Origin of the sequence: Hyalangium versicolor (assembly GCF_020103695.1) — a bacterium.
GTDB classification, from domain to species: Bacteria; Myxococcota; Myxococcia; order Myxococcales; family Myxococcaceae; genus Hyalangium; species Hyalangium versicolor.
Map to the genome: position 1 here is coordinate 160,372 of NZ_JAHXBF010000008.1, position 19,389 is coordinate 179,760.

Consider the following 19,389-nt stretch of genomic DNA (forward strand, 5'->3'; position numbering starts at 1 on the left):
GAAAACCCTGGGACCGTCACTCTCCCCAGAGCCAGGACTGACGCACCTCCCAGTTCTCCACTCGGCAGAATTCCTTCGCCGTGTCCAGATGGGGCACGGCGAAGTCTTACGCAGAAGCGGACGTGTCAGCCGCGCGTGCTTGCGCGTCAATTGACGCGTCACCCCGTCTTTGGGCGCCATACCCGTCTCGGCTCGAAGAGGCGGAGACAGTTCCAGGTCCATCCTTTGCAAGACCTGCCGGCAACGCACTCTGTCTCTATTGAGTGCGCCCCCATATGCTCCCCTCTGCCATTTCCTTGTCCCCCCCACTCGCCCCCCGTGCGGTAGCCCCCTCGTTCGCTCAGTGCCATTCGTGCACCCGGAGTCGAGGAGAACGCTCGGTAGACAGGCGGCACCTCCCTTCTTCACTGGAGTCACGCATTGAGTTGGATGCTGTTATTGCGCGGCTTGCTATGGCCTCAGCCCTTCTGTTGCTTGCTTGCGGCAAGGGGCCCCACGACGTGGACGGAGCGTTGTCCCGCGAGAGCCTCAAGACCCAGATTCTCCCGGCCACGTCTGGTGAGCAGTGGCACTTCACCGGCTCTCTGGCTACGCCACGTTCAGGCCATACAGCAACGCTGTTGACTTCAGGCGAGGTGCTGGCCGTCGGAGGTTGGGGCTCAGATTCGGAACGCCTCGCCAGCGCGGAGGTATACGCCCCGGCCACGGGAGCTTGGAACCCCACGGGCCCTCTGGCCACGCTACGTTCAGGCCACACGGCGACGCTGTTGCCCTCAGGCAAGGTGCTGGTCGCTGGAGGTCAGGGGGCAAATGGCCCCCTCAACAGTGCGGAGGTGTACGACCCGGCCACGGTGGCCTGGAAAAACACGAGCCCGCTGGCCACAATTCGTTTCAGCCACACAGCGACGCTGTTGCCCTCAGGCAAGGTGCTGATCGCTGGAGGCCTGGGTCCAAGCGGCGACCCGCTCGCCAGCGCGGAGGTCTATGAGCCGGCTACGGCGACCTGGAGCCCCACGGCCCCCCTGGCCATGGCTCGTTCCAACCACACGGCGACGCTGTTGCCCTCAGGCAAGGTGCTGATCGCTGGAGGCCTGAGTCCAAGCGGCCGTTTAAACACCGCAGAGGTGTATGACCCGGCTACTGGGGCCTGGAGTCCTACGGGGCCACTGGCCACGGCTCGTTCCAGCCACACGGCGACGCTGTTGCCCTCAGGCAAGGTGCTGGTCACTGGGGGCCATGGAACCCATGGTTCCCTCTCCAGCGCGGAGGTGTACGACCCGGCCACGGGGGCCTGGAGCCCTACAGGCCCGCTGGCCACGGCTCGTTCCATCCACACGGCGGCGTTGCTGCTCTCAGGCGAGGTGCTGGTCGCCGGAGGTTGGGGCTCAGACTCGGAACGCCTCGCCAGCGCGGAAGTGTACGACCCGGCCACGGGGACCTGGAGCCCTACGAGCCCGCTGGCCACGGCTCGCTCCAGCCACACGGCGACGCCGTTGCCCTCAGGCAAGGTGCTGGTCGCCGGAGGTTGGGGCTCAAGTGGCTCTCTTGTCAGCGCGGAGGTGTACGACCCAGCTACGGGGGACTGGAGCCCCACAGGCCCGCTGGTCGAAGTCCGCTCCAGCCACACGGTGACGCTGTTGCCCTCAGGCAAGGTGCTGATCGTCGGAGGTGTTGGCCCAAGCGGTCGCCTCGCCAGCGCGGAGGTGTATGATCCGGCTGTGGGGACTTGGAGCCCCATGCGCTTGCTGGCCACGGCTCGCTCCAGCCACACGGCGACACTGCTGCCCTCTGGCAAGGTGCTGGTCGCCGGAGGTTGGGGCACAAGTGGCTCCCTCGCCAGCGCGGAGGTGTACGACCCGGCCACGGGGATCTGGAACCCCACGGGCCCGCTGGCCACGGCTCGCTCCAGCCACACGGCGACGCTACTGCCTTCAGGCAAGGTGCTGGTCGCTGGAGGCGTTGGCCCAAGCGGTCGCCTCGCCAGCGTGGAGGTGTACGACCCGGACACAGGGGCCTGGAACTCCACGAGCTTGCTGGCTATGGCTCGTGTCGGCCATACGGCAACGCTGTTGCCCTCAGGCGAGGTGCTGGTTGCCGGAGGATTTGGCCCAGGCGGCTACCTCGCCAGCGTGGAGGTGTACGACCCGGACACAGGGGCCTGGAACTCCACGAGCTTGCTGGCCACGGCTCGCTCCAGCCACACGGCAACGCTACTGCCCTCAGGCGAGGTGCTGGTCTCCGGAGGATTTGGCCCAAGCGGCCCTCTCGCCAGCGCGGAGGTGTACAACCCGGCCACGGGGGCCTGGAACTCCACGAACCCGCTGGCAATGGCACATTATGACCACACGGCCGCGTTGTTGCCCTCAGGCGAGGTGCTGGTTGCCGGAGGGTTTGGCCCAAGTGGCCCCCTCGCCAGCGCGGAGGTGTACGACCCAGTTACTGGGGCCTGGAGCCCCACAGGCCTGCTGGCCATGGCTCGCTATGACCACACGGCCGCGTTGTTGCCCTCAGGCAAGGTGCTGGTCTCCGGAGGATTTGGCCCAAGCGGCTACCTCGCCAGCGCGGAGGTATACGCCCCGGCCAAGGGGACCTGGAGCCCCACGAGCCCGCTGGCCACATCACGCTCAGGCCACACGGCGACGCTGTTGCCCTCAGGCGAGGTGCTGGCCGTCGGAGGTTGGGGCTCAGACTCAGAACGCCTCGCCAGCGCGGAGGTATACGCCCCGGCCAAGGGAGCCTGGAGCCCCACGAGCCTGCTGGCCACGCCACGTTCAGGCCACACGGCGACGCTGTTGCCCTCAGGCGAGGTACTGGCCGTCGGAGGTTGGGGCTCAGACTCGGAACGCCTCGCCAGCGCGGAGGTATACGCCCCGGCCAAGGGAGCCTGGAGCCCCACAGGCCCGCTGGCCACGCCACGTTCAGGCCACACGGCGACGCTGTTGCCCTCAGGCAAGGTGCTGGTCGCTGGAGGCCATGGCCCAAGCAGCGCCCCGCTCGCGAGCGCGGAGGTGTACGCTCCGGCTCCGGCGACTTGGAGCCCCACGGGTCCGCTGGCCATGGCTCGTTCCAGCCACACGGCGACGCTGTTGCCCTCAGGCAAGGTGCTGGTCGCTGGGGGCCATGGCCCAAGTGGCGATCCGCTCGCCAGCGCGGAGATGTATGAGCCGGCCACGGGGGCCTGGAAAAACACGGGCCCGCTGGCCATGGCTCGTTTCAGCCATACGGCGACGCTGTTGCCCTCAGGCAAGGTGCTGATCGCCGGAGGCCTGGGTCCAAGCGGCGACCCGCTCGCCAGCGCGGAGGTGTATGAGCCAGCCACGGGGGCCTGGAAAAACACGGGTCCGCTGGCCACGGCTCGTTCCAGCCATACGGCGACGCTGTTGCCCTCAGGCAAGGTGCTGATCACTGGAGGCCATAGACCCAATGGCTCCCTCGCCAGCGCAGAGGTGTACGACCCGGCTACGGGGGCCTGGAGCCCCACAAGCCCACTGGTCGAAGCCCGCTCCAGCCACACGGCGACGCTGTTGCCCTCAGGCGAGGTGCTGGTCACTGGCGGTTGGGACCCAAGCTTCAATCTCCTCACCAGCACGGAGGTGTACGAAGACACGGGCACGCGCCAGGAATGGCGCCCCGTCATCCCTCCACTCGCCAAGCAACAACGGGGTCAGATTCTCCGCGTCGCTGGGAGCCACTTGCGAGGTCTATCGGAGGCAAGCAGCGGTAACGCCAGGAGTTCCGCCACGAACTTCCCCCTGGTCAGCCTGTTGGCATTAGAAGGAGGAGCGCTGACACGCATCGCGTCCCAGGGTTCGTTCTCCGATACGGGAGTGACTGTACGAATGCCGGTCGTGCCGGACGGCTATTACATCCTTTCTGTGATGGCCAATGCCATCCATGGCGGGCAGATGCTGTTCGTCACCGGGCCTCCTCTGACAGTGCCCTTCATCACCTCGCCAAAGGACTTCGTCAACACCCCGAAGCCGGTCGTTGCTGGTACGGCAGAACCGGGGCTCTTGGTGATCGTGTGGCTGGATGGAGCCGTGGAAGGAACAACCAGCACCACCGCGCAGGGGCAATGGAGCTTCACCCCAATCACCGAACTGGGTGATGGGGTCCATCGGGTCGTGGCTGTTGCTACGGACGAGGGGGGCAACGTCAGCCTTGATTCCGAGGGACACAGCTTCAAGGTTGACACCGTGCCGCCAGCAGCACCTGTGGTGGCGGAGCCTGGGGATCTCGTCAACACCCCGAAGCCGGTCATTGCTGGTACGGCGGAACCCGATTGCTCAGTGCAGGTGCGGCTGGATGGAGCCGTGGAAGGAACAACCAGCACCAACGCGCAGGGGCAATGGAACTTTACTCCGATACTGGGTGATGGAGTCCATCGGGTTGTAGCTGTTGCTACGGACGAAGGGGGGAACAGCAGCCCTGATTCCGAGGGACACAGCTTCAAGGTTGACACCGTGCCGCCAGCAGCACCTGTGGTGGCGGAGCCTGGGGATTTCGTCAACACCCCGAAGCCGGTCATTGCTGGTACGACGGAACCCGGTTGCTCAGTGCAGGTGTGGCTGGATGGAGCGGTGGAAGGAACAACCAGCACCAACTCGCAGGGGCAATGGAGCTTCACCCCGGTCACCGAACTGGGTGATGGAGTCCATCGGGTCGTGGCTGTTGCTACGGACGAGGCGGGCAACGTCAGCATTGATTTCGAGGGACACAGCTTCACGGTTGACACCGTGCCGCCAGCAGCACCTGCGGTGGCGGAGCCTGGGGATTTCGTCAACACCCCGAAGCCGGTCATTGCTGGTACGGCGGAACTCGGCAGCACGGTCAAGGCGTGGCTGGACGATGATGAGACGAAGGCCGAAACGTTCAATGTGGGCGCGGCGGGAGACTGGCGCTTCATCACGCGCACAACGCTGGAACTCGGGGAGCACTCTGTCTCCGCCATCGCCACAGACAAGGCAGGTAATGCCAGCGAGCCATCCAAGCACCGGTTTGCCTTCCAGAAGAGTCATTACGGTTGGAGTTGCACTACCGCTCCGACCCTCCCTGTCGCCTGGATCTTGCTGGCGCTGGCCTTGCCTCTCTGTAGGCGCTACCGAGCACGACAATGGAAGATCTGAGATTCTCCTGGCGCTGTACTCTCCTGAGTCTGCCAGGACCGTCGGTGGGACGGGGGCAGAATCGCATGTGCCCCCAGTGTGACCCTTTAGCGGGAATTGAGCGAGAAGAGACAGGACGGAGCGGGCTTGCCCCAGTTTCGTGGACACAGGGATTATGCTGCCAACTTAGCAGGTAGGGCGGCCTTTTTCATACTCCCATGGACTCAAGTAGCCCAGGCTCGAGTGCCGACGCTTCCGGTTGTAGAAGACCTCGATGTACTCGAAGAGGGCCGAGCGAGCTTGGCGCCGGGTGGTGAAGTCGGTGAGGTAGACCAGCTCCATCTTCAGGCTACTGAAGAAGCTCTCCACCACCGTGTTATCCCAGCAGTTGCCCTTTCTGGACATACTGCATTGGATGCCCCGATTCCGCCGAGGCCTGGCGGAACCGGGCTCTGGCTCTACAGCGTCTTGAGGTACTCGATCAGTGCCAGTCGCTCCGGGTCGGTGAGCACGGTGTTGAACTCATGTCCACCGTTGCCCTGGCCGAACGCGTGGGTGTTGTAGATCTTCCGATCCTCGAGCTGCTGCGGCGTGCGCGTCGGCGGATAGAGGATGTTCCACGTGGCGATCAGGTTGCTGAAGAGCAGATTCTCGATTTGTTGCGCGAGGGGCGTGCGGAACTCGTCGCCCGGATCGCAGTTGATGTACGGCGACACCGACGGGTTCACCGGCGTGCGAAACTGGCAGGCGATGGAGTCGTACTTCCAGCCGAGCCTGGTGGAGTCGTAGGCGCGTTGCAGGTTCGTGTCGAAGCCCATGAGGGCGAGCGGCTGGTCCCATCGCTTGGGAGCGGAGACGCGGCGCCAGATGGGCCTGCGGTCAGAGGGCTTGAGCACCTCCCAGATATTGGGGACCGAGCCGTTGTGGAAGTACGGCGCGGTAGCCCAGACGCCGTGCAGCGGCGGCGCGAGGTAGCCGAGCTCCCGGTTGCCGCGAATGTGCGACTGGTTCTGTGGGCCGCAGTCGTTGGCGGTGCCCCGCGTCGACGGATAACCGAAGAAGTTCTTGGCGCCGGCGGCCTGCACCGCTGCGTTGTTGGTGTTCAACCGGACCGGGTCGGTGCCGATGATGTTCATGGGCACGATGTAGCTCGCCATGCCCTCCAGCGCTGGGGTCGCGAGGAACGCGGGATCATTGACGTAGCGAGCCGCGTAAGCGCCGTGGCAACTCGCGCAGGAGCCGTTGCCCTGGGGCCGCGGCACGGGGTTGTTGCGCCCGGGCGCCCACATGTCGAGCGTGTGGAACAGCACCGACCCTTGCTCGGCCAGCGCCTGGTTGATCGAAAACGGGTAGGGCGGTGCCTTGAGCGCTTCGACCCAGGTGTTGAGGGCTGGACCGTTGGCGCGCATCCAGTCCTGGCCTGCTTCGCTCACCGGCCCGCCGAGCCCGCCGAACAGGCCAATGAACGGCGTGTAGAACACCATGTCCACGCGTGGCGCATCCATGGGGAACACACCATCGACGAACTTCACCGGCCGGTGCCCCATGTTCCACCAGGCAGGCGTATCCATTCCGGCTGTCGAGCCCGAGTTGATGACGCCCAACACCTCGGCGGGCGTCAGCAACTCCTCGTCCGGAAACAGGAAGGCGAGGTTGATGTCGCTGGCGTTGTTGGTGCCTCGGGTGCGGTTGAGGTTCAGGAACGTGGCCAGCGACGCCGGATAGCCCAGGGGCAGCAGGTCGCTCAGGAACAGGTCCAGATCCGCCAGGCTGCTGCCGCCGCCCTGCACCACCCCAAGGCCTGGACCCTCCGAGGGCGTGCCTACCGCGCCGCTGTGGCAGGCATGGCAGGTGACTCCGAGACGTCCGCTCCAGGATCCGTCCGGGTTGCGCAGTTGCGTGAGCATCTGCGGCAGTTGGCCGCTCCCGCCGTTGGTGAGGTTGGGGTTCTCCCAAGGCAGCGGATAGGGATTTCGCTGGGTGCTCAGCCCCGAGCCGTAGCGTTGGGACACCAACTCATCGAAGTTGTTGGGACGGAAGACGAAGCCGGGCCACGTCGTCCACAGCGCGTTGTACTGCGCCGCGGTGAAGGTGGCGATGCCGAACCCTGCCTCGAGGGTTGTGAAGTCAGTGCCGGTGAACAGCGCCCCCGCGCCCGGATGGCCGTTCGTCAGCAGCCCCGCGCCGCGATTGAAGCGCACACGCAGTTGGCCGCAGGTCTGCGCCGGGCCTTCTTCCTGCACCGCCACCGGGTCGACATGGCAGTTCTTCCAGAAGGCATTGAAGTGCACCGCCCGGCCATCGCTCAGGCCGGGCTGCACCAGGGTTCGTGGGTCCGCCGGCAGGACGGCGCTGTCCGGCTTGCCGTAACAGAACTCCCACTGTGCCGAGCCGCCTCGACTGCTGCCGAGCAGATCGCCGGCCGCGGCGACGCTGGAGATCGCCAGGGTTCCCGCTGTAAGCCACGTTCGAATGAAAGGGACAACGTTCCTGCTCGATGGTGCTGACCTCTTGCCTACGCTCATGGGGTCTTCCTCGTGTGCTGCGTGTTCCCGATTTGCTGGTGACGCTGCGCGGCAGAGACCAAGCGGAGCCCACTTCGAGGCTGACACCACACGAGCTAGAGCTGAGAAAGAGGCTAAAGCGGACATCCATGGCAGCCGCGACAAGTAAGGTAGGACCTTATTGGCGTAGCGTCAATAGGCTGTTGTCGAACTGCCAATAAGAATGTTCTGAGGCACGCGCCGACCCTGGCTTCGCTCGCGTCAGCAACTCAGGGTCGCGAGCAGGAGCTGGGAAGCCCATGGCCTGCGCGGCAGGGGCAGACCCGTAGTTCAGCTACTGCGGGCAGTGCGGAATCGCAGGCGAGTGGATGCACTCTGAGAGCAGGAGCGTTGGTATCCCGCGTGGCGGGACACCCGAAGCCGTGCGATTTCCCGCGGGTTCATTCAGCCCCGCCGCGCCGCCTCGATCTTCGCGATGTCGATCTTCTTCATCGTCATCATCGCTTCGAACGCGCGCTTGGCCACGGCGGGATTGGGATCGGTGATCGCGTCAGTGAGGGCCCTTGGTGTGATCTGCCACGACAAGCCCCACTTGTCCTTGCACCAGCCACATGCGCTTTCCTGGCCGCCGTTGCCCACGATCGCGTTCCACAGCCGATCCGTTTCAGCCTGGTCGTCGGTCGCCACCTGGAATGAAAAGGACTCGTTGGGTGTGAACCCGGGGCCGCCGTTCAGGCCGAGGCACGGGATGCCGATCACCGTGAACTGCACGGTCAACACATCGCCTTGCTTGCCGGAGGGAAAGTCGCCGGGCGCGTGATGCACGGCCTGCACGGCGCTGTCAGGAAATGTCTTTGCGTAGAACTGCGCCGCCTCCAGCGCGGTGCCGTTGTACCAGAGACAGATCGTGTTCTTGTTGGCCATCGTTGGCCTCCTCGGAGTGGGGTTGAGGCGCTCAATCCTGCCGTCGCCACAACCACCATACACCGACCCCGATCAAGCCCAGGAAGGCCCAGGTCAGCGGCGAGGTGATGATCGCGAGTGCCGCCAGCCCTGCGGCCATACGCACGAGCACGAGCGCGAGCAGGCCAACGGCGACGCTCCCTGCCAGGACAAGGAGCCTCCGCGTGAAGCTTTCGCGCCGGACCGTGACCCCGGCGGCCCGCAGGGCTGCGCACAGCTCGAGTCGGCTCTGCGGAGAAGTGGGAAGATCGAAGCTCGCGGAGGGCTCGCGGCGGTTGACGAGCCAGAGCTCGACGACGCGGGAATCCTTCAAGATGAGTCGGAGGTAGCCGGAGCGATCAAGCGCCCTGAAGATCGTTCGCGGCTCTTGCCCCGCGACCTGAAGTTGATCGCCGCTCAGGGTGACTTCGACGTCGACCGCGTCTCGGGCGGCGGCGCGCATTTGAGCCGCGACCGAGAGGCAGGCGTACGCGAAGAAACCGCAGATCACCGCTATGAGCGCGAGATTAGGAGAGAGGAAGAGCACTCCTCCCCCCGCTCCCAGGAAGATCGGGAAGGTGCCGAGCGCGATGAAGAATCGCTTTCGCGCCAGCCCGCGGAACTGCTCGGCGGTGAGCGTGACTCGCACTCCGGAGAGCGTACTTGGCTGCCGCGCGCCTTGACGTAGGGCGTCCTGAAGGAAGGAGGCCGCCAGTGCGGCACTGTCGATCGGAGGCAAGTCTGGCTTGGGTCCCATAGGAGAACGAATCTACTCGGGGCTCCATGGAAGAACACCCAGGCGGTCCGCTCATGAGGGGACGGAGTGAGTTCTGTCAGTGGCAGCTGGGCTTGTCCGGAGTTCCCAAGGCGCGGAAGACGAGCACCGTCGCCGCCGCCAGGGGCAGCGCCCGCTGAAGGAGGAACGTGGCCAGTACGGGCCGGTGGCGCCACAGCCCGGTTTGCAACTGGGCTCCCAGTAACGCGGGCAATCCTCCCAGAGCGAAGGCTCCGAGCAGCAGGGCTCCTCCCGTGAATGAGCCGCTCGCCAGCGCCGCCGCGAAGACTCCATAGAGGAGTCCGCAGGGCAGCAAGGGGGTGAGTGCACCCATTGCACCGGCTCTCCCCGTAAACGAAAACTTTGCGCTCACCCGTGAGAGGGCACCCACCAGGTGGGACAGGCCGGGCAGGGGACGCAGCCGCTTTCCCAGCTCCAGCGCGGACGCGACGAGCGCCGCCGCCATCAGCCAGGGCAGGGCAGGGTGCACGGAGACATCCAGCGTCCGCGCCACGCCGCTCCCGAGCGCCCCCAGCGCTCCTCCCAACGCGGCATAGGCTGTGATCCGGCCTCCTTGATAGGCGAGCACGGCTTTGCGCCGCTGCGGCCCTGGCACCGAGGGAAGGGCCGCGCAGGCGAGCGGCCCGCACATCATCAGGCAATGGACGCTCCCCGTGAGGCCCACGGTGAAGGCTCCCAGCGCTCCGGTCAGCACCGCCGGAGAAGGGGAGATCATCTGAGCAAGCAGCAACGCTGGGGCCTCGAGTGCCGTCATGTTCGCTGCTCAAGGCAACAGGCATGCCGTTCGCAATACCGGCCTGGGCATGTCCACTTCCGCGCAAAAGCTGCCTGCGACTTCGTGCCTCCACTGTGGAAGCCCAGTCCCCGTGGGTGCGCAGGGTGGGTTCTGCTGCTCGGGCTGCGAGGCCGTGCATGGTCTGCTCGTGGATCAGGGGCTCACGCGCTACTACGCCCTGGCGGATGGGAAGGTGGCTCCTGCTCCCGAGCCCAAGCCGGGCCGGAGCCATGCGTGGCTGGATCCGCTGGTGGCGCGCAGTGAGTCCTCGGGCGGAGAGCTGTGCTCGCTCGAGCTGGATGTGCAGGGCATCCATTGCGCCGCCTGTGTCTGGTTGATGAACGAGCTGTTCCGCCGTCAGCCCGGCGGCGCCGCCATCACGATCAACCCGGCGCTCGGGAAGGTGAACCTGAGGTGGCGGCGGGGCCAGTTCGACGTGACGGGCTTCCTGAACTCGGTGGAGGCATTCGGCTACCTCTTTGGACCCAGTCGCAAGGCTCCCGAAGCTGCCTCATTGGATCTGCCCGTGAGGCTCGGCATCTGCGCCGCCATCGCGATGAACGTGATGCTCTTTTCTTGGAGCTTCTACGTGGGCCTTACTCCCGAGGATGGGGAGATCTTCTCCCTCTTCTCCCGTCTGAGCCTGGGGCTGTCCACGGTGGCGGTGCTCGTGGGTGGCTGGCCCTTCTTCCGCTCGGCGTGGCAGGGGCTGCGCAGTGGGGTGCTCCACCTGGACCTGCCCATCGCCCTGGGCATCCTGCTCGTCTATGGCACGTCGCTCGCGCAGGCCCGGAGCGGGCGCGGGGACCTGGCCTACTTCGAGTCCCTCAATACCTTCATGACGCTGATGCTCGTCGGGCGCTGGCTCCAGCAGCGCGTGCTCGACCGCAACCGCCGCTTCCTGCTGGAGGATGATGGTGCGGACGGCATCCTCGTCCGTCGCCAGCAGGGGGACCGGTTGGACACCGTTCGCGCGCCGGAGCTGCGCGCCGGGGACACGCTGGTCATCACTCCGGGGGACCTCGTCCCCGTGGATGCCGAGCTCCTCGATGCCCAGGCGAGCTTCTCCACGGACTGGATCACCGGCGAGGCGGATGTGCGAACCGTTCGCGAGGGTGAGGTGATTCCCGCGGGCGCCTTCAACGCCGCGCAGGTGGCCGTGCACGTGCGAGCCCGGACGGACTTCCAGGAGTCCCCGCTCGTCTCCCTGCTCCGTCAGGCGCCCGGTGCCCCCGAGCGATTGCCCGCGCACGCCCGTTTCTGGAGCCGCGTGTCGCGCCGGTGGGTGATCTCGGTGCTCTCCATCGCGGCCCTAGGCCTGGCGGTGTGGTGGCCCGCGGGGCCTGACAAGGCGCTTCAGGTGGCGGTGGCCTTGCTCGTGGTGACGTGCCCGTGTGCCATCGGCATCTCCGTGCCGCTCGCCTACGAGCTGGTCCAGGCCCGGCTGCGCCGCGAGGGCTTCTTCATCCGCTCCGCGGATCTCCTCGACCGGCTCCCGCTTGTTCGCAAGGTGCTCTTCGACAAGACGGGCACGCTCACGTTGGGCCGGCTCGAGCTGGCCGATCGTGCCGCCCTCGAGCAGCTTGAGCCCGGGCTTCGCGATGTGGCCTTCAACCTGTCCGCGCGCAGCAACCACCCGGTGAGCCGGTGCCTTGCCGCAGCGCTGTCCCAGGCAGGTGCCCGCTTCACGCCGGGGCTCCATGTGGAGGAGCACCCCGGACAGGGGCTCGAGCTGATGCGAGACGGGACTCGCTGGCGCCTGGGGGCTGCCTCGTGGGCTGCTCCCGAGGCCCAGGGGACACAGGGTGTGGTGCTGGCTCGGGACGGTGGGCTCGTGGCCGCCTTTCCCATGCGTGACTCCGTCCGCCCGGATGCGAAGCGGGAGATCGCTGCCCTGCGCGAGGAGGGCGTCGACGTGTGGCTTCTCTCCGGAGACGCCCCCCAGCGCGTCCATGAGATGGCGGAGCGGCTCGGAGTCTCTCCGCAGCAGGCGCTCGGCGGACAGAAGCCCGAGGACAAGGCGGCCAGGGTGGCGGCGCTGGACCGCTCGGACACGCTGTACCTGGGAGATGGCGTGAATGACAGCCTCGCCTTCGAGCGCGCCCTGTGCGCGGGAACGCCCGCCATCGATCGGCCGGTGATGCCCGGCAAGTCCGACTTCTTCCTGCTCGGCGAGGGGATCGGCTCCATCCGCGAGGCGCTCCGCCTATCCCACCGCTTGCGCCAGGTGGTGCGCCGCGTGCTCGCGGTGGCGCTCGTATACAACGTCATCGCGGTGGCCGTGTGCCTGGCCGGTGCGATGACGCCGCTGCGCGCGACGGTGGCCATGCCGCTGAGCTCGCTCTCGCTGCTGCTCTTCACGCTCTACAGCCTGTCTCCCTCGCGCCGGCCTGCATCGGCTCGAGTCCCCTCGCTCCGTGAGGTCCCCGCTTGAACGTCATTCTTCTCCAGGTCTTCGTGAGCCTGATGCTCGTCGCCGGCTCGGTGCTGCTCTTCGCGGTCAGCATCCGCTACCGGGACCACGAGCACGCGGATCGGCTCGCGCTCTTCCCGCTCGAGGACGACGGTGCCCCATCGGCGCCGAAGGACTCCGAGCCCTCACCGCACGACTCGACGAGGTGACGCCGTGCAACAGCAACGAATCATCTATGACGACACCACGGTGCGCCGCTTCATCTTCGCGGCGGTGCTGTTCGGCATCGTGGGCATGGGCGTAGGGGCACTGGTCGCCGCGCAGCTCGCCTGGTGGCAGGCGAACCTGGGCATCCCCTACACCACCTTCTCCCGCCTGCGCCCGCTGCACACGAACGCCGTCATCTTCGCCTTCGTGGGCAACATGATGTTCGCGGGCGTCTACTACTCCGCCCAGCGCCTGCTGAAGGCGCGCATGGCGTCCGACTTCCTCTCGAAGGTCCACTTCTGGGGGTGGCAGCTCATCATCGTCGCCGCGGCTATCAGCCTGCCGCTCGGGTACACCACCTCCAAGGAGTACGCGGAACTGGAGTGGCCCATCGATCTCGCCATCGCGGTGGTGTGGGTCGCCTTCGCCATCAACTTCTTCTGGACGCTGGCCAAGCGCAACGAGAAGAACCTCTACGTCGCGATCTGGTTCTACATCGCCACCATCGTCACCGTGGCGGTGCTCCACATCGTCAACAGCCTGGCGCTGCCGCTCAGCCCGCTGAAGAGCTACTCCGTCTACGCGGGCGTGCAGGATGCGCTGGTGCAGTGGTGGTACGGCCACAACGCCGTGGCCTTCTTCCTCACCACGCCCATCCTCGGCATCATGTACTACTTCCTGCCGAAGGCGGCGGAGCGGCCCGTCTACTCGTACCGGCTCTCCATCGTGCACTTCTGGGCCCTGGTCTTCATCTACATCTGGGCCGGCCCGCACCACCTGCTCTACACGGCGCTGCCGGACTGGGCGCAGTCGCTGGGCATGGTGTTCAGCGTGATGCTGTGGGCTCCCTCCTGGGGCGGCATGCTCAACGGCCTGCTCACCCTCAAGGGCGCCTGGCACAAGCTGCGCGAGGATCCCGTCCTCAAGTTCCTCGTCGCGGGCGTCACCTTCTACGGCATGGCCACCTTCGAGGGCCCGTTGCTCTCCATCAAGTCCGTGAGCGCCCTGGCGCACTACACGGACTGGATCATCGGCCACGTCCACGGCGGCGCGCTGGGCTGGAACGGCTTCATGGCGGCCGGCATGTTCTACTGGCTGGTGCCGAGGCTGTACGGCACGAAGCTGCACTCGGTGAAGGCCGCCGATTTCCACTTCTGGACGGGGACGGTAGGCATCCTCCTCTACATCGTCGCGATGTGGGCCTCGGGCATCAACCAGGGCCTCATGTGGAAGGCCACCAATCCCGACGGCACGCTGCTCTACCCCTCGTTCGTCGAGACCCTGATCGCCATCCGGCCCATGTACATCGTCCGCTTCCTGGGCGGCTCGCTCTACCTCGCCGGCTTCATCGTCATGGCATGGAACCTCTGGAAGACGGCGAGCGCGGGCAAGGCGGTGGATGGTGAGACGACGGTCGTGGTGGAGGATCCGCAGCCTGCTCCGGCGCCCGTGCAGGCTCCAGGCTGGGTGCACGTTGTCACTGGCCGGCCGCTGGTGTTCGCGGTGGCCATCCTCGGCGTCAGCCTCTTCCTCGGCTGGGCAAAACCTGTGCGCGCGCTGGTGCTCATCGGCGCCATCGTGGCCCTGGGCGAGTTCGCCTGGATCGTCACGCGGCGGGATCGCGAGGCGGGCAAGCCCTCGTGGTTCGCCCTCATCGAGGGCCGCCCGCTGGCCTTCACCATCCTCACGCTGCTCGCCGTCCTCATCGGCGGCGTGGCGGAGTTGCTGCCCACCATCATGATCCAGCAGGCGGTGCCCGCGCATGGCCAGGCCCAGCTTCCGTACTCGCCGCTGGAGCTTCAGGGGAGGGATCTCTACGTGCGCGAGGGTTGCTACACGTGCCACTCGCAGATGATCCGCCCGTTCCTCTCGGAGACGCAGCGGTACGGGGAGATCTCCCGCGCTGAGGAGTTCATCTACGACCATCCGTTCCAGTGGGGCAGCAAGCGCACCGGGCCGGATCTGCACCGCGTGGGCGGCAAGTACCCGAACCTCTGGCACTACACCCACCTGATGGATCCGCGCGCCACCAGCCCGGGTTCCAACATGCCCCCGTACACGTGGCTGGCGTCCAACCGCATCGAGACGAAGCTGGCGCCCAAGAAGCTGGCGCTGATGCAGAAGCTGGGCGTGCCCTATACCAACTCAGACATCGAGGGCTCCGAGGCCCGGCAGAAGGCCCAGGCGGAGACGATCACCGCGGACCTGGCCGCACAGGGCATCCAGGTGGCCTGGGACTCGGAGATGGTGGCCATCATCTCCTACCTGCAGCGGCTCGGGCGGGGTCCGCAGGATGTGAAGCCGGCCGAGCCCGCCGGCCCGAAGACCGCCGCTGTCGTGGGAGGGACTCCCTGATGTATCGCCAATTCTACCAAGGCATGGATTGGACCCACCTGCCGCTGTTCGCGCTGCTGTTCTTCCTCGCGGTGTTCCTGGGCGTCGTCGCGTGGCTCTTCCTCGCGCGGCGCAGCCAGGACTTCGAGGCGGCGGCCCTGCTCCCGCTGCTCGATCAGGGCCCGTCGCGGCAGGACTCCGGAGGCACTGGCCATGAGTGACAAGTCCGCCGTCCACCACGTCTATGACGGCATCGAAGAGCACGACAACGTGCTGCCCAACTGGTGGCTGGGCATCCTCTGGACGACGCTCGTCTTCAGTTTCGGCTACTGGTTCTACTACCACGTGGCGGAGATGGGGCCGGGGCAGCTCGGCGAGTACCAGCAGGAGTCCGCCGAGGCTGCCAGCAAAGTCGCTGACAGCAAGCCACTCTCGGACGAGACGCTGCTCGCCATGGTGAAGGATGATCAGGCGACCGCCAGCGGCCGGCAGCTCTTCCAGCAGAACTGCGCGTCCTGCCACGGGGCGGAGGGGCAGGGGCTCATCGGCCCCAACCTCACCGACAACGCGTGGCTCCATGGCGGCAAGCCGGTGGAGATCCACAAGACGATCTCCGAGGGCGCCGTGGCCAAGGGCATGCCCGCCTGGGAGCGGACGCTGGGGCCCACGCGCGTGCGCACGCTCACGGCATACGTGCTGACGCTCAAGGGGCGCAACCTTCCCGGCAAGCCTCCGCAGGGCGAGCCCGAGCAGTAGGAGACGGAGATGGCACGCAGCGAAGGCCCTCGGGTCGATCAGCTCACCTCCATGAAGGCGGATGGCTCGCGTCTGGCCATCCACCCGGCGGACGTGAAGGGCCGGTTCATCAACCGCCGCCGCATCGGCTTCGCCGTGCTGATCGCCATCTACGTGGCGCTCCCGCTGGTGCACGTCGGCGGGCATCCGGCGGTGCACCTCGACGTGGAGGCCCGTCGCTTCTACCTGTTCGGAGACACCTACAACGCCCAGGACTTCTGGCTCGTCCTCTTCCTGCTCACCACGGCGGGTTTCTCGTTGCTGTTCGCCACGGCCGCGCTGGGGCGCGTCTGGTGCGGTTGGGCCTGCCCTCAGACGGTGTTTCTGGAGGGGGTGTACCGGACCATCGAGCGTTGGATCGACGGTCCTCGGGAGCGGCGCCTCCGGGTCTCCTCCGAGCCGTGGACGGCGGTCCGCGTTGCCCGCGCGGTGCTCAAGCATGGGGCGTATGTGGCGGTGTCTCTACTGCTGTCCCATGTGGCGCTGAGCCTCTTCGTCTCCGCGAAGGAACTGGCCTCCATGGTGCGCGAGGGCCCGGCGGGGCACGGCACGGCCTTCGCCTGGTCCATGGCCGTCACGGGCGCGCTGTACTTCAACTTCGCTTGGTTCCGGGAACAGCTCTGCGTGGTGCTGTGCCCCTATGGGCGGCTCCAGTCCGCCATGCATGATCGGGACTCGCTCATCATCGGCTACGACACCCGGAGGGGAGAGCCGAGAGGGCCCCTCCAGAAGGGCCCCGTGCTGGCTCCTCGGGGAGACTGCGTCGACTGCCGCCGCTGCGTGATGGTGTGCCCCACGGGGATCGATATCCGCAACGGGCTGCAGTTGGAGTGCGTCGCCTGCGCTCAGTGCGTGGACGCGTGCGACGAGGTGATGGACCGGATCGGCAAGCCGCGCGGTCTCGTTCGATATGGCTCGCTGAATGGATTGGCAGGGCTGGCGCGGCGTGTGCTCCGGCCCCGGTTGCTGGCGTATGGGGGGCTGCTGCTGGCTTCCCTCATCGCGCTCGGAGTGAGTCTGGCGCGGCGCACGCCCTTCGAGGCGAACCTGCTGCGCATGCAGGGCGCTCCGTACCTGCTGGAGCAGGGCTCCGTGCGCAACCAGTTCGAACTCCACCTCGTGAACAAGAACCCGGGCGATGCCACCTTCCGCCTCTCGGTCGAGGCTCCGCAGTCCGCGGTCGTGGTGTTGCCTCAGAAGGAACTCCGGCTCGGCTCGTTGGAGAGCTTCCGGGTTCCCCTCTTCATCTCCCTGGAGCGCGGGAAGCACCCGCTCCCTTTCACCTTCACGTTGGAGGTGGTGGACCAGGCCTCGGGCGAGGTGAAGCGTCTCGAGGGCCGTTTCCTCGGGCCTCCAGGCCCCTGAGCTCCATTCCCACGAGCCGCGCAAGGTTTGCGGCTCCGGAGCCTGGAACGCAGCGCGTGCAGAGGCGTTTCCTCGGAGAAGGGTTGGCACGGACCTTGGATTGAGGAACGGTCATGTTCGCTCCTCTGGAAGTTCCGACACCCTCGGAAGAGCTCCTGCGCCGGTACGATGTCTCGGGCCCTCGCTACACCAGTTACCCCACCGCGCCCGAGTGGCGGCACGACCTGGGCGCCGACGACTTCGCCGAGCGGCTCGAGGCCGCGGGAGCAGCAGGCGCGGCCAATCCCCTCTCGCTCTACGTCCACCTGCCGTTCTGTTGGAGCCTGTGCTGGTACTGCGGGTGCAACGTCTTCATCTCGCAGGATCGCGGCTTGGCGGACCAGTACATCGATCACCTGGTCCTTGAGCTGGATCTCGTGGCCGAGCGGCTGGGGAACAGGCGGTCGCTGGCGCAGGTGCACTGGGGCGGCGGCACGCCCACGTTTCTCTCCGAGCATCAGATCGAGCGCCTGTGGTCCGAGATCTCCCGGCGCTTCACCCTCCAGCCAGATGCCGAAGTGGCCATCGAGGTCCATCCGGCCGTGACGACGCCCGGGCAGCTCTCCCTGTTGCGGCAGCTCGGCTTCAACCGGATCTCCATGGGGCTTCAGGACTTCAACCCGAAGGTCCAGGAGGTGACCCACCGCATCCAGTCCTTCGAGCAGACCGCATCCCTGCTGGAGCACTCGCGGTCGCTGGGCTTCACCGGAGTGAACTTCGATCTCATCTATGGACTGCCGTACCAGGAGCCCGAGGGCTGGGCTCGGACGCTGGAGCAGGTGCTGGAGCTGCGTCCGGACAGGCTCGCGGTCTACTCGTTCGCCTTCATGCCCAAGGTGCTCAAGCACCAGAACCGGATGCCCGCAGAGGCCGTCCCCACCGGACGCGAGAAGCTGGAATTGTTCCGCGCGGCCTACGCCTCGTTCGTGGGCGCGGGCTATCGGCCCATCGGCATGGATCACTTCGCCGTGCCGGAGGACGAACTGGCCCGAGCCCAGGAGCGGCGGACTCTCGGACGCAACTTCCAGGGCTACACCGTGAAGTGGGCCACGGACGTGGTGGCGCTGGGCAGCACCGGTATCAGTGATGTGGCGGGGGCCTACTTCCAGAACGTCCGCCAGCTGCCGCGCTACGCCGAGAACGTGACGCAGGGCCGCTTCGCCACCGAGCGCGGCATCCGCATGAGCGCGGACGATCAGCGCCGCCGCGCGGTCATCACCCAGATCATGTGCAACTTCTGGGTCGATTTGGGCGAGGAGGGCACTCGCTACTTCGCCCCCGAGTTGGAGCGGCTGCGGGCCTTCGAGGAGGACGGATTGCTGGTGCGCCAGGGGACACAGCTGGAGCTGACGCCTCTGGGGCGGCTCTTCGTGCGCAACGTGGCCATGGTCTTCGATGCCTACCTGACGCAGGGCGCAAAGCCGCGCTTCTCTCGGACGGTATAGTGGGAGGCACTCGGGGGCTTGCTCGCTTGGGGGACGTTCCTGGAGCCAGTACCGCCGGATGCGCACCGTCTCCCGTGACGGGAGGTGTCCATGCGGAGGCCGCTAGAGCACGGGAGGAGCCGGAGGACTTGGAGTGCCAGGGCCCTCTGCTCGCTTTGCGGGCTGGTAGTGCTCCTTCTCGCACTCCCCGTCACGGCGCTGCCCGAGACGGGGGAGTCCGTGCCCCCGTTCTCCGCGAAGGATCTGCTCGGCCAGCCCCATGAGAGCCGCGAGTGGCAGGGGCAGCCCACCCTGCTCGTGGTCATTACCGAACAACACGGCGGGGACGAGATGCGCCGGTGGTTCGATACCGCAGCGCAGCACATCCCCGACGAAGTGCACCGAGCCTCCATTATTTCGTTGAGCCTGCCTTTCTACGTGAGCACCGGCATGGTTCGCGGCCGAGCCAAGGAGCAGGTACCTCCCCAGTTCTGGCATGACACCTGGGCCGACAAGGACGCGAAGATGGCCCACGTGCTCGGTCTGGCCACGAGCCGGCAGCCCTACGTGCTGGCCCTGGATGAGCACGGGCAGGTGCTGGCCAGCGTGCATGGGACCGTGGACTCGCCTGAGGCCCGGCTCATCTGGGAGGCGTTGGCCGGACAGCAACGTCCCAGGTGAGGTAGAGAA

At 66.6% G+C, this 19,389-nt stretch carries 14 protein-coding genes and 1 pseudogene; 9 read left to right on the forward strand and 6 right to left on the reverse strand.

The genetic code is table 11. The annotated features are described in order from the left end of the window. Positions 1-452 precede the first annotated feature (452 nt). Entirely contained in the window at positions 453-5,126 is a 4,674-nt protein-coding gene (locus KY501_RS18360) for a Kelch repeat-containing protein (protein WP_224364479.1), read from the forward strand. Between the two features lie 165 nt (positions 5,127-5,291). Here KY501_RS18360 and KY501_RS18365 read toward each other — a convergent pair. The 6 genes and pseudogenes from KY501_RS18365 to KY501_RS18390 form a co-directional block, all read right to left on the reverse strand. After that, a pseudogene (locus KY501_RS18365) lies at positions 5,292-5,525 on the reverse strand (integrase core domain-containing protein); the annotation flags it as partial. Between the two features lie 38 nt (positions 5,526-5,563). Next, positions 5,564-7,630, reverse strand: a complete 2,067-nt coding sequence (gene roxB, locus KY501_RS18370) for a rubber dioxygenase RoxB (RefSeq protein WP_224364480.1) — start codon at positions 7,628-7,630, stop codon at positions 5,564-5,566. A 157-nt stretch (positions 7,631-7,787) separates the two neighbouring features. Beyond that, on the reverse strand, positions 7,788-7,943 hold the full coding sequence (locus KY501_RS18375; RefSeq protein WP_224364718.1) for a DUF5953 family protein: 156 nt from the start codon (positions 7,941-7,943) through the stop codon (positions 7,788-7,790). Positions 7,944-8,053: 110 nt separating this feature from the next. Beyond that, positions 8,054-8,533, reverse strand: a complete 480-nt coding sequence (locus KY501_RS18380) for a VOC family protein (RefSeq protein ID WP_224364481.1) — start codon at positions 8,531-8,533, stop codon at positions 8,054-8,056. 31 nt (positions 8,534-8,564) lie between these two features. Further along, positions 8,565-9,290, reverse strand: coding sequence for a hypothetical protein (locus KY501_RS18385; protein ID WP_224364482.1), 726 nt, complete (start codon positions 9,288-9,290; stop codon positions 8,565-8,567). A 94-nt stretch (positions 9,291-9,384) separates the two neighbouring features. After that, complete coding sequence (locus KY501_RS18390; protein WP_224364483.1) at positions 9,385-10,101, reverse strand: sulfite exporter TauE/SafE family protein; 717 nt, start codon at positions 10,099-10,101, stop codon at positions 9,385-9,387. 49 nt (positions 10,102-10,150) lie between these two features. On the opposite strand from KY501_RS18390, the gene KY501_RS18395 reads away from it, so the two are divergent. The 8 genes from KY501_RS18395 (at position 10,151) to KY501_RS18430 (ending at position 19,380) form a co-directional block, all read left to right on the forward strand. Further along, a complete protein-coding gene (locus tag KY501_RS18395) occupies positions 10,151-12,556 on the forward strand; it encodes a heavy metal translocating P-type ATPase (protein ID WP_224364719.1) in 2,406 nt (801 codons plus the stop codon). Next, positions 12,553-12,744: a cytochrome oxidase gene (locus KY501_RS18400; protein ID WP_224364484.1), complete on the forward strand. Its 192-nt coding sequence runs from the start codon at positions 12,553-12,555 to the stop codon at positions 12,742-12,744. The genes KY501_RS18395 and KY501_RS18400 overlap by 4 nt, the downstream gene beginning before the upstream one ends. Positions 12,745-12,748: 4 nt before the next feature. After that, positions 12,749-15,097, forward strand: a complete 2,349-nt coding sequence (ccoN, locus tag KY501_RS18405; RefSeq protein ID WP_224364485.1) for a cytochrome-c oxidase, cbb3-type subunit I — start codon at positions 12,749-12,751, stop codon at positions 15,095-15,097. Continuing rightward, the gene (locus KY501_RS18410) at positions 15,097-15,297 is read left to right on the forward strand and encodes a CcoQ/FixQ family Cbb3-type cytochrome c oxidase assembly chaperone (RefSeq protein WP_224364486.1); all 201 of its coding nucleotides are present in this window, start codon (positions 15,097-15,099) and stop codon (positions 15,295-15,297) included. Before ccoN ends, KY501_RS18410 begins: the two co-directional genes overlap by 1 nt. Then, entirely contained in the window at positions 15,290-15,832 is a 543-nt protein-coding gene (locus KY501_RS18415; protein WP_224364487.1) for a cbb3-type cytochrome c oxidase N-terminal domain-containing protein, read from the forward strand. Before KY501_RS18410 ends, KY501_RS18415 begins: the two co-directional genes overlap by 8 nt. Before the next feature lie 9 nt (positions 15,833-15,841). Further along, entirely contained in the window at positions 15,842-17,236 is a 1,395-nt protein-coding gene (ccoG, locus tag KY501_RS18420; RefSeq protein ID WP_224364488.1) for a cytochrome c oxidase accessory protein CcoG, read from the forward strand. Positions 17,237-17,349: 113 nt separating this feature from the next. Next, a complete protein-coding gene (gene hemN / locus KY501_RS18425) occupies positions 17,350-18,720 on the forward strand; it encodes an oxygen-independent coproporphyrinogen III oxidase (protein ID WP_224364489.1) in 1,371 nt (456 codons plus the stop codon). Positions 18,721-18,888: 168 nt separating this feature from the next. Beyond that, positions 18,889-19,380: a hypothetical protein gene (locus KY501_RS18430; protein ID WP_224364490.1), complete on the forward strand. Its 492-nt coding sequence runs from the start codon at positions 18,889-18,891 to the stop codon at positions 19,378-19,380. Positions 19,381-19,389: the final 9 nt, after the last annotated feature.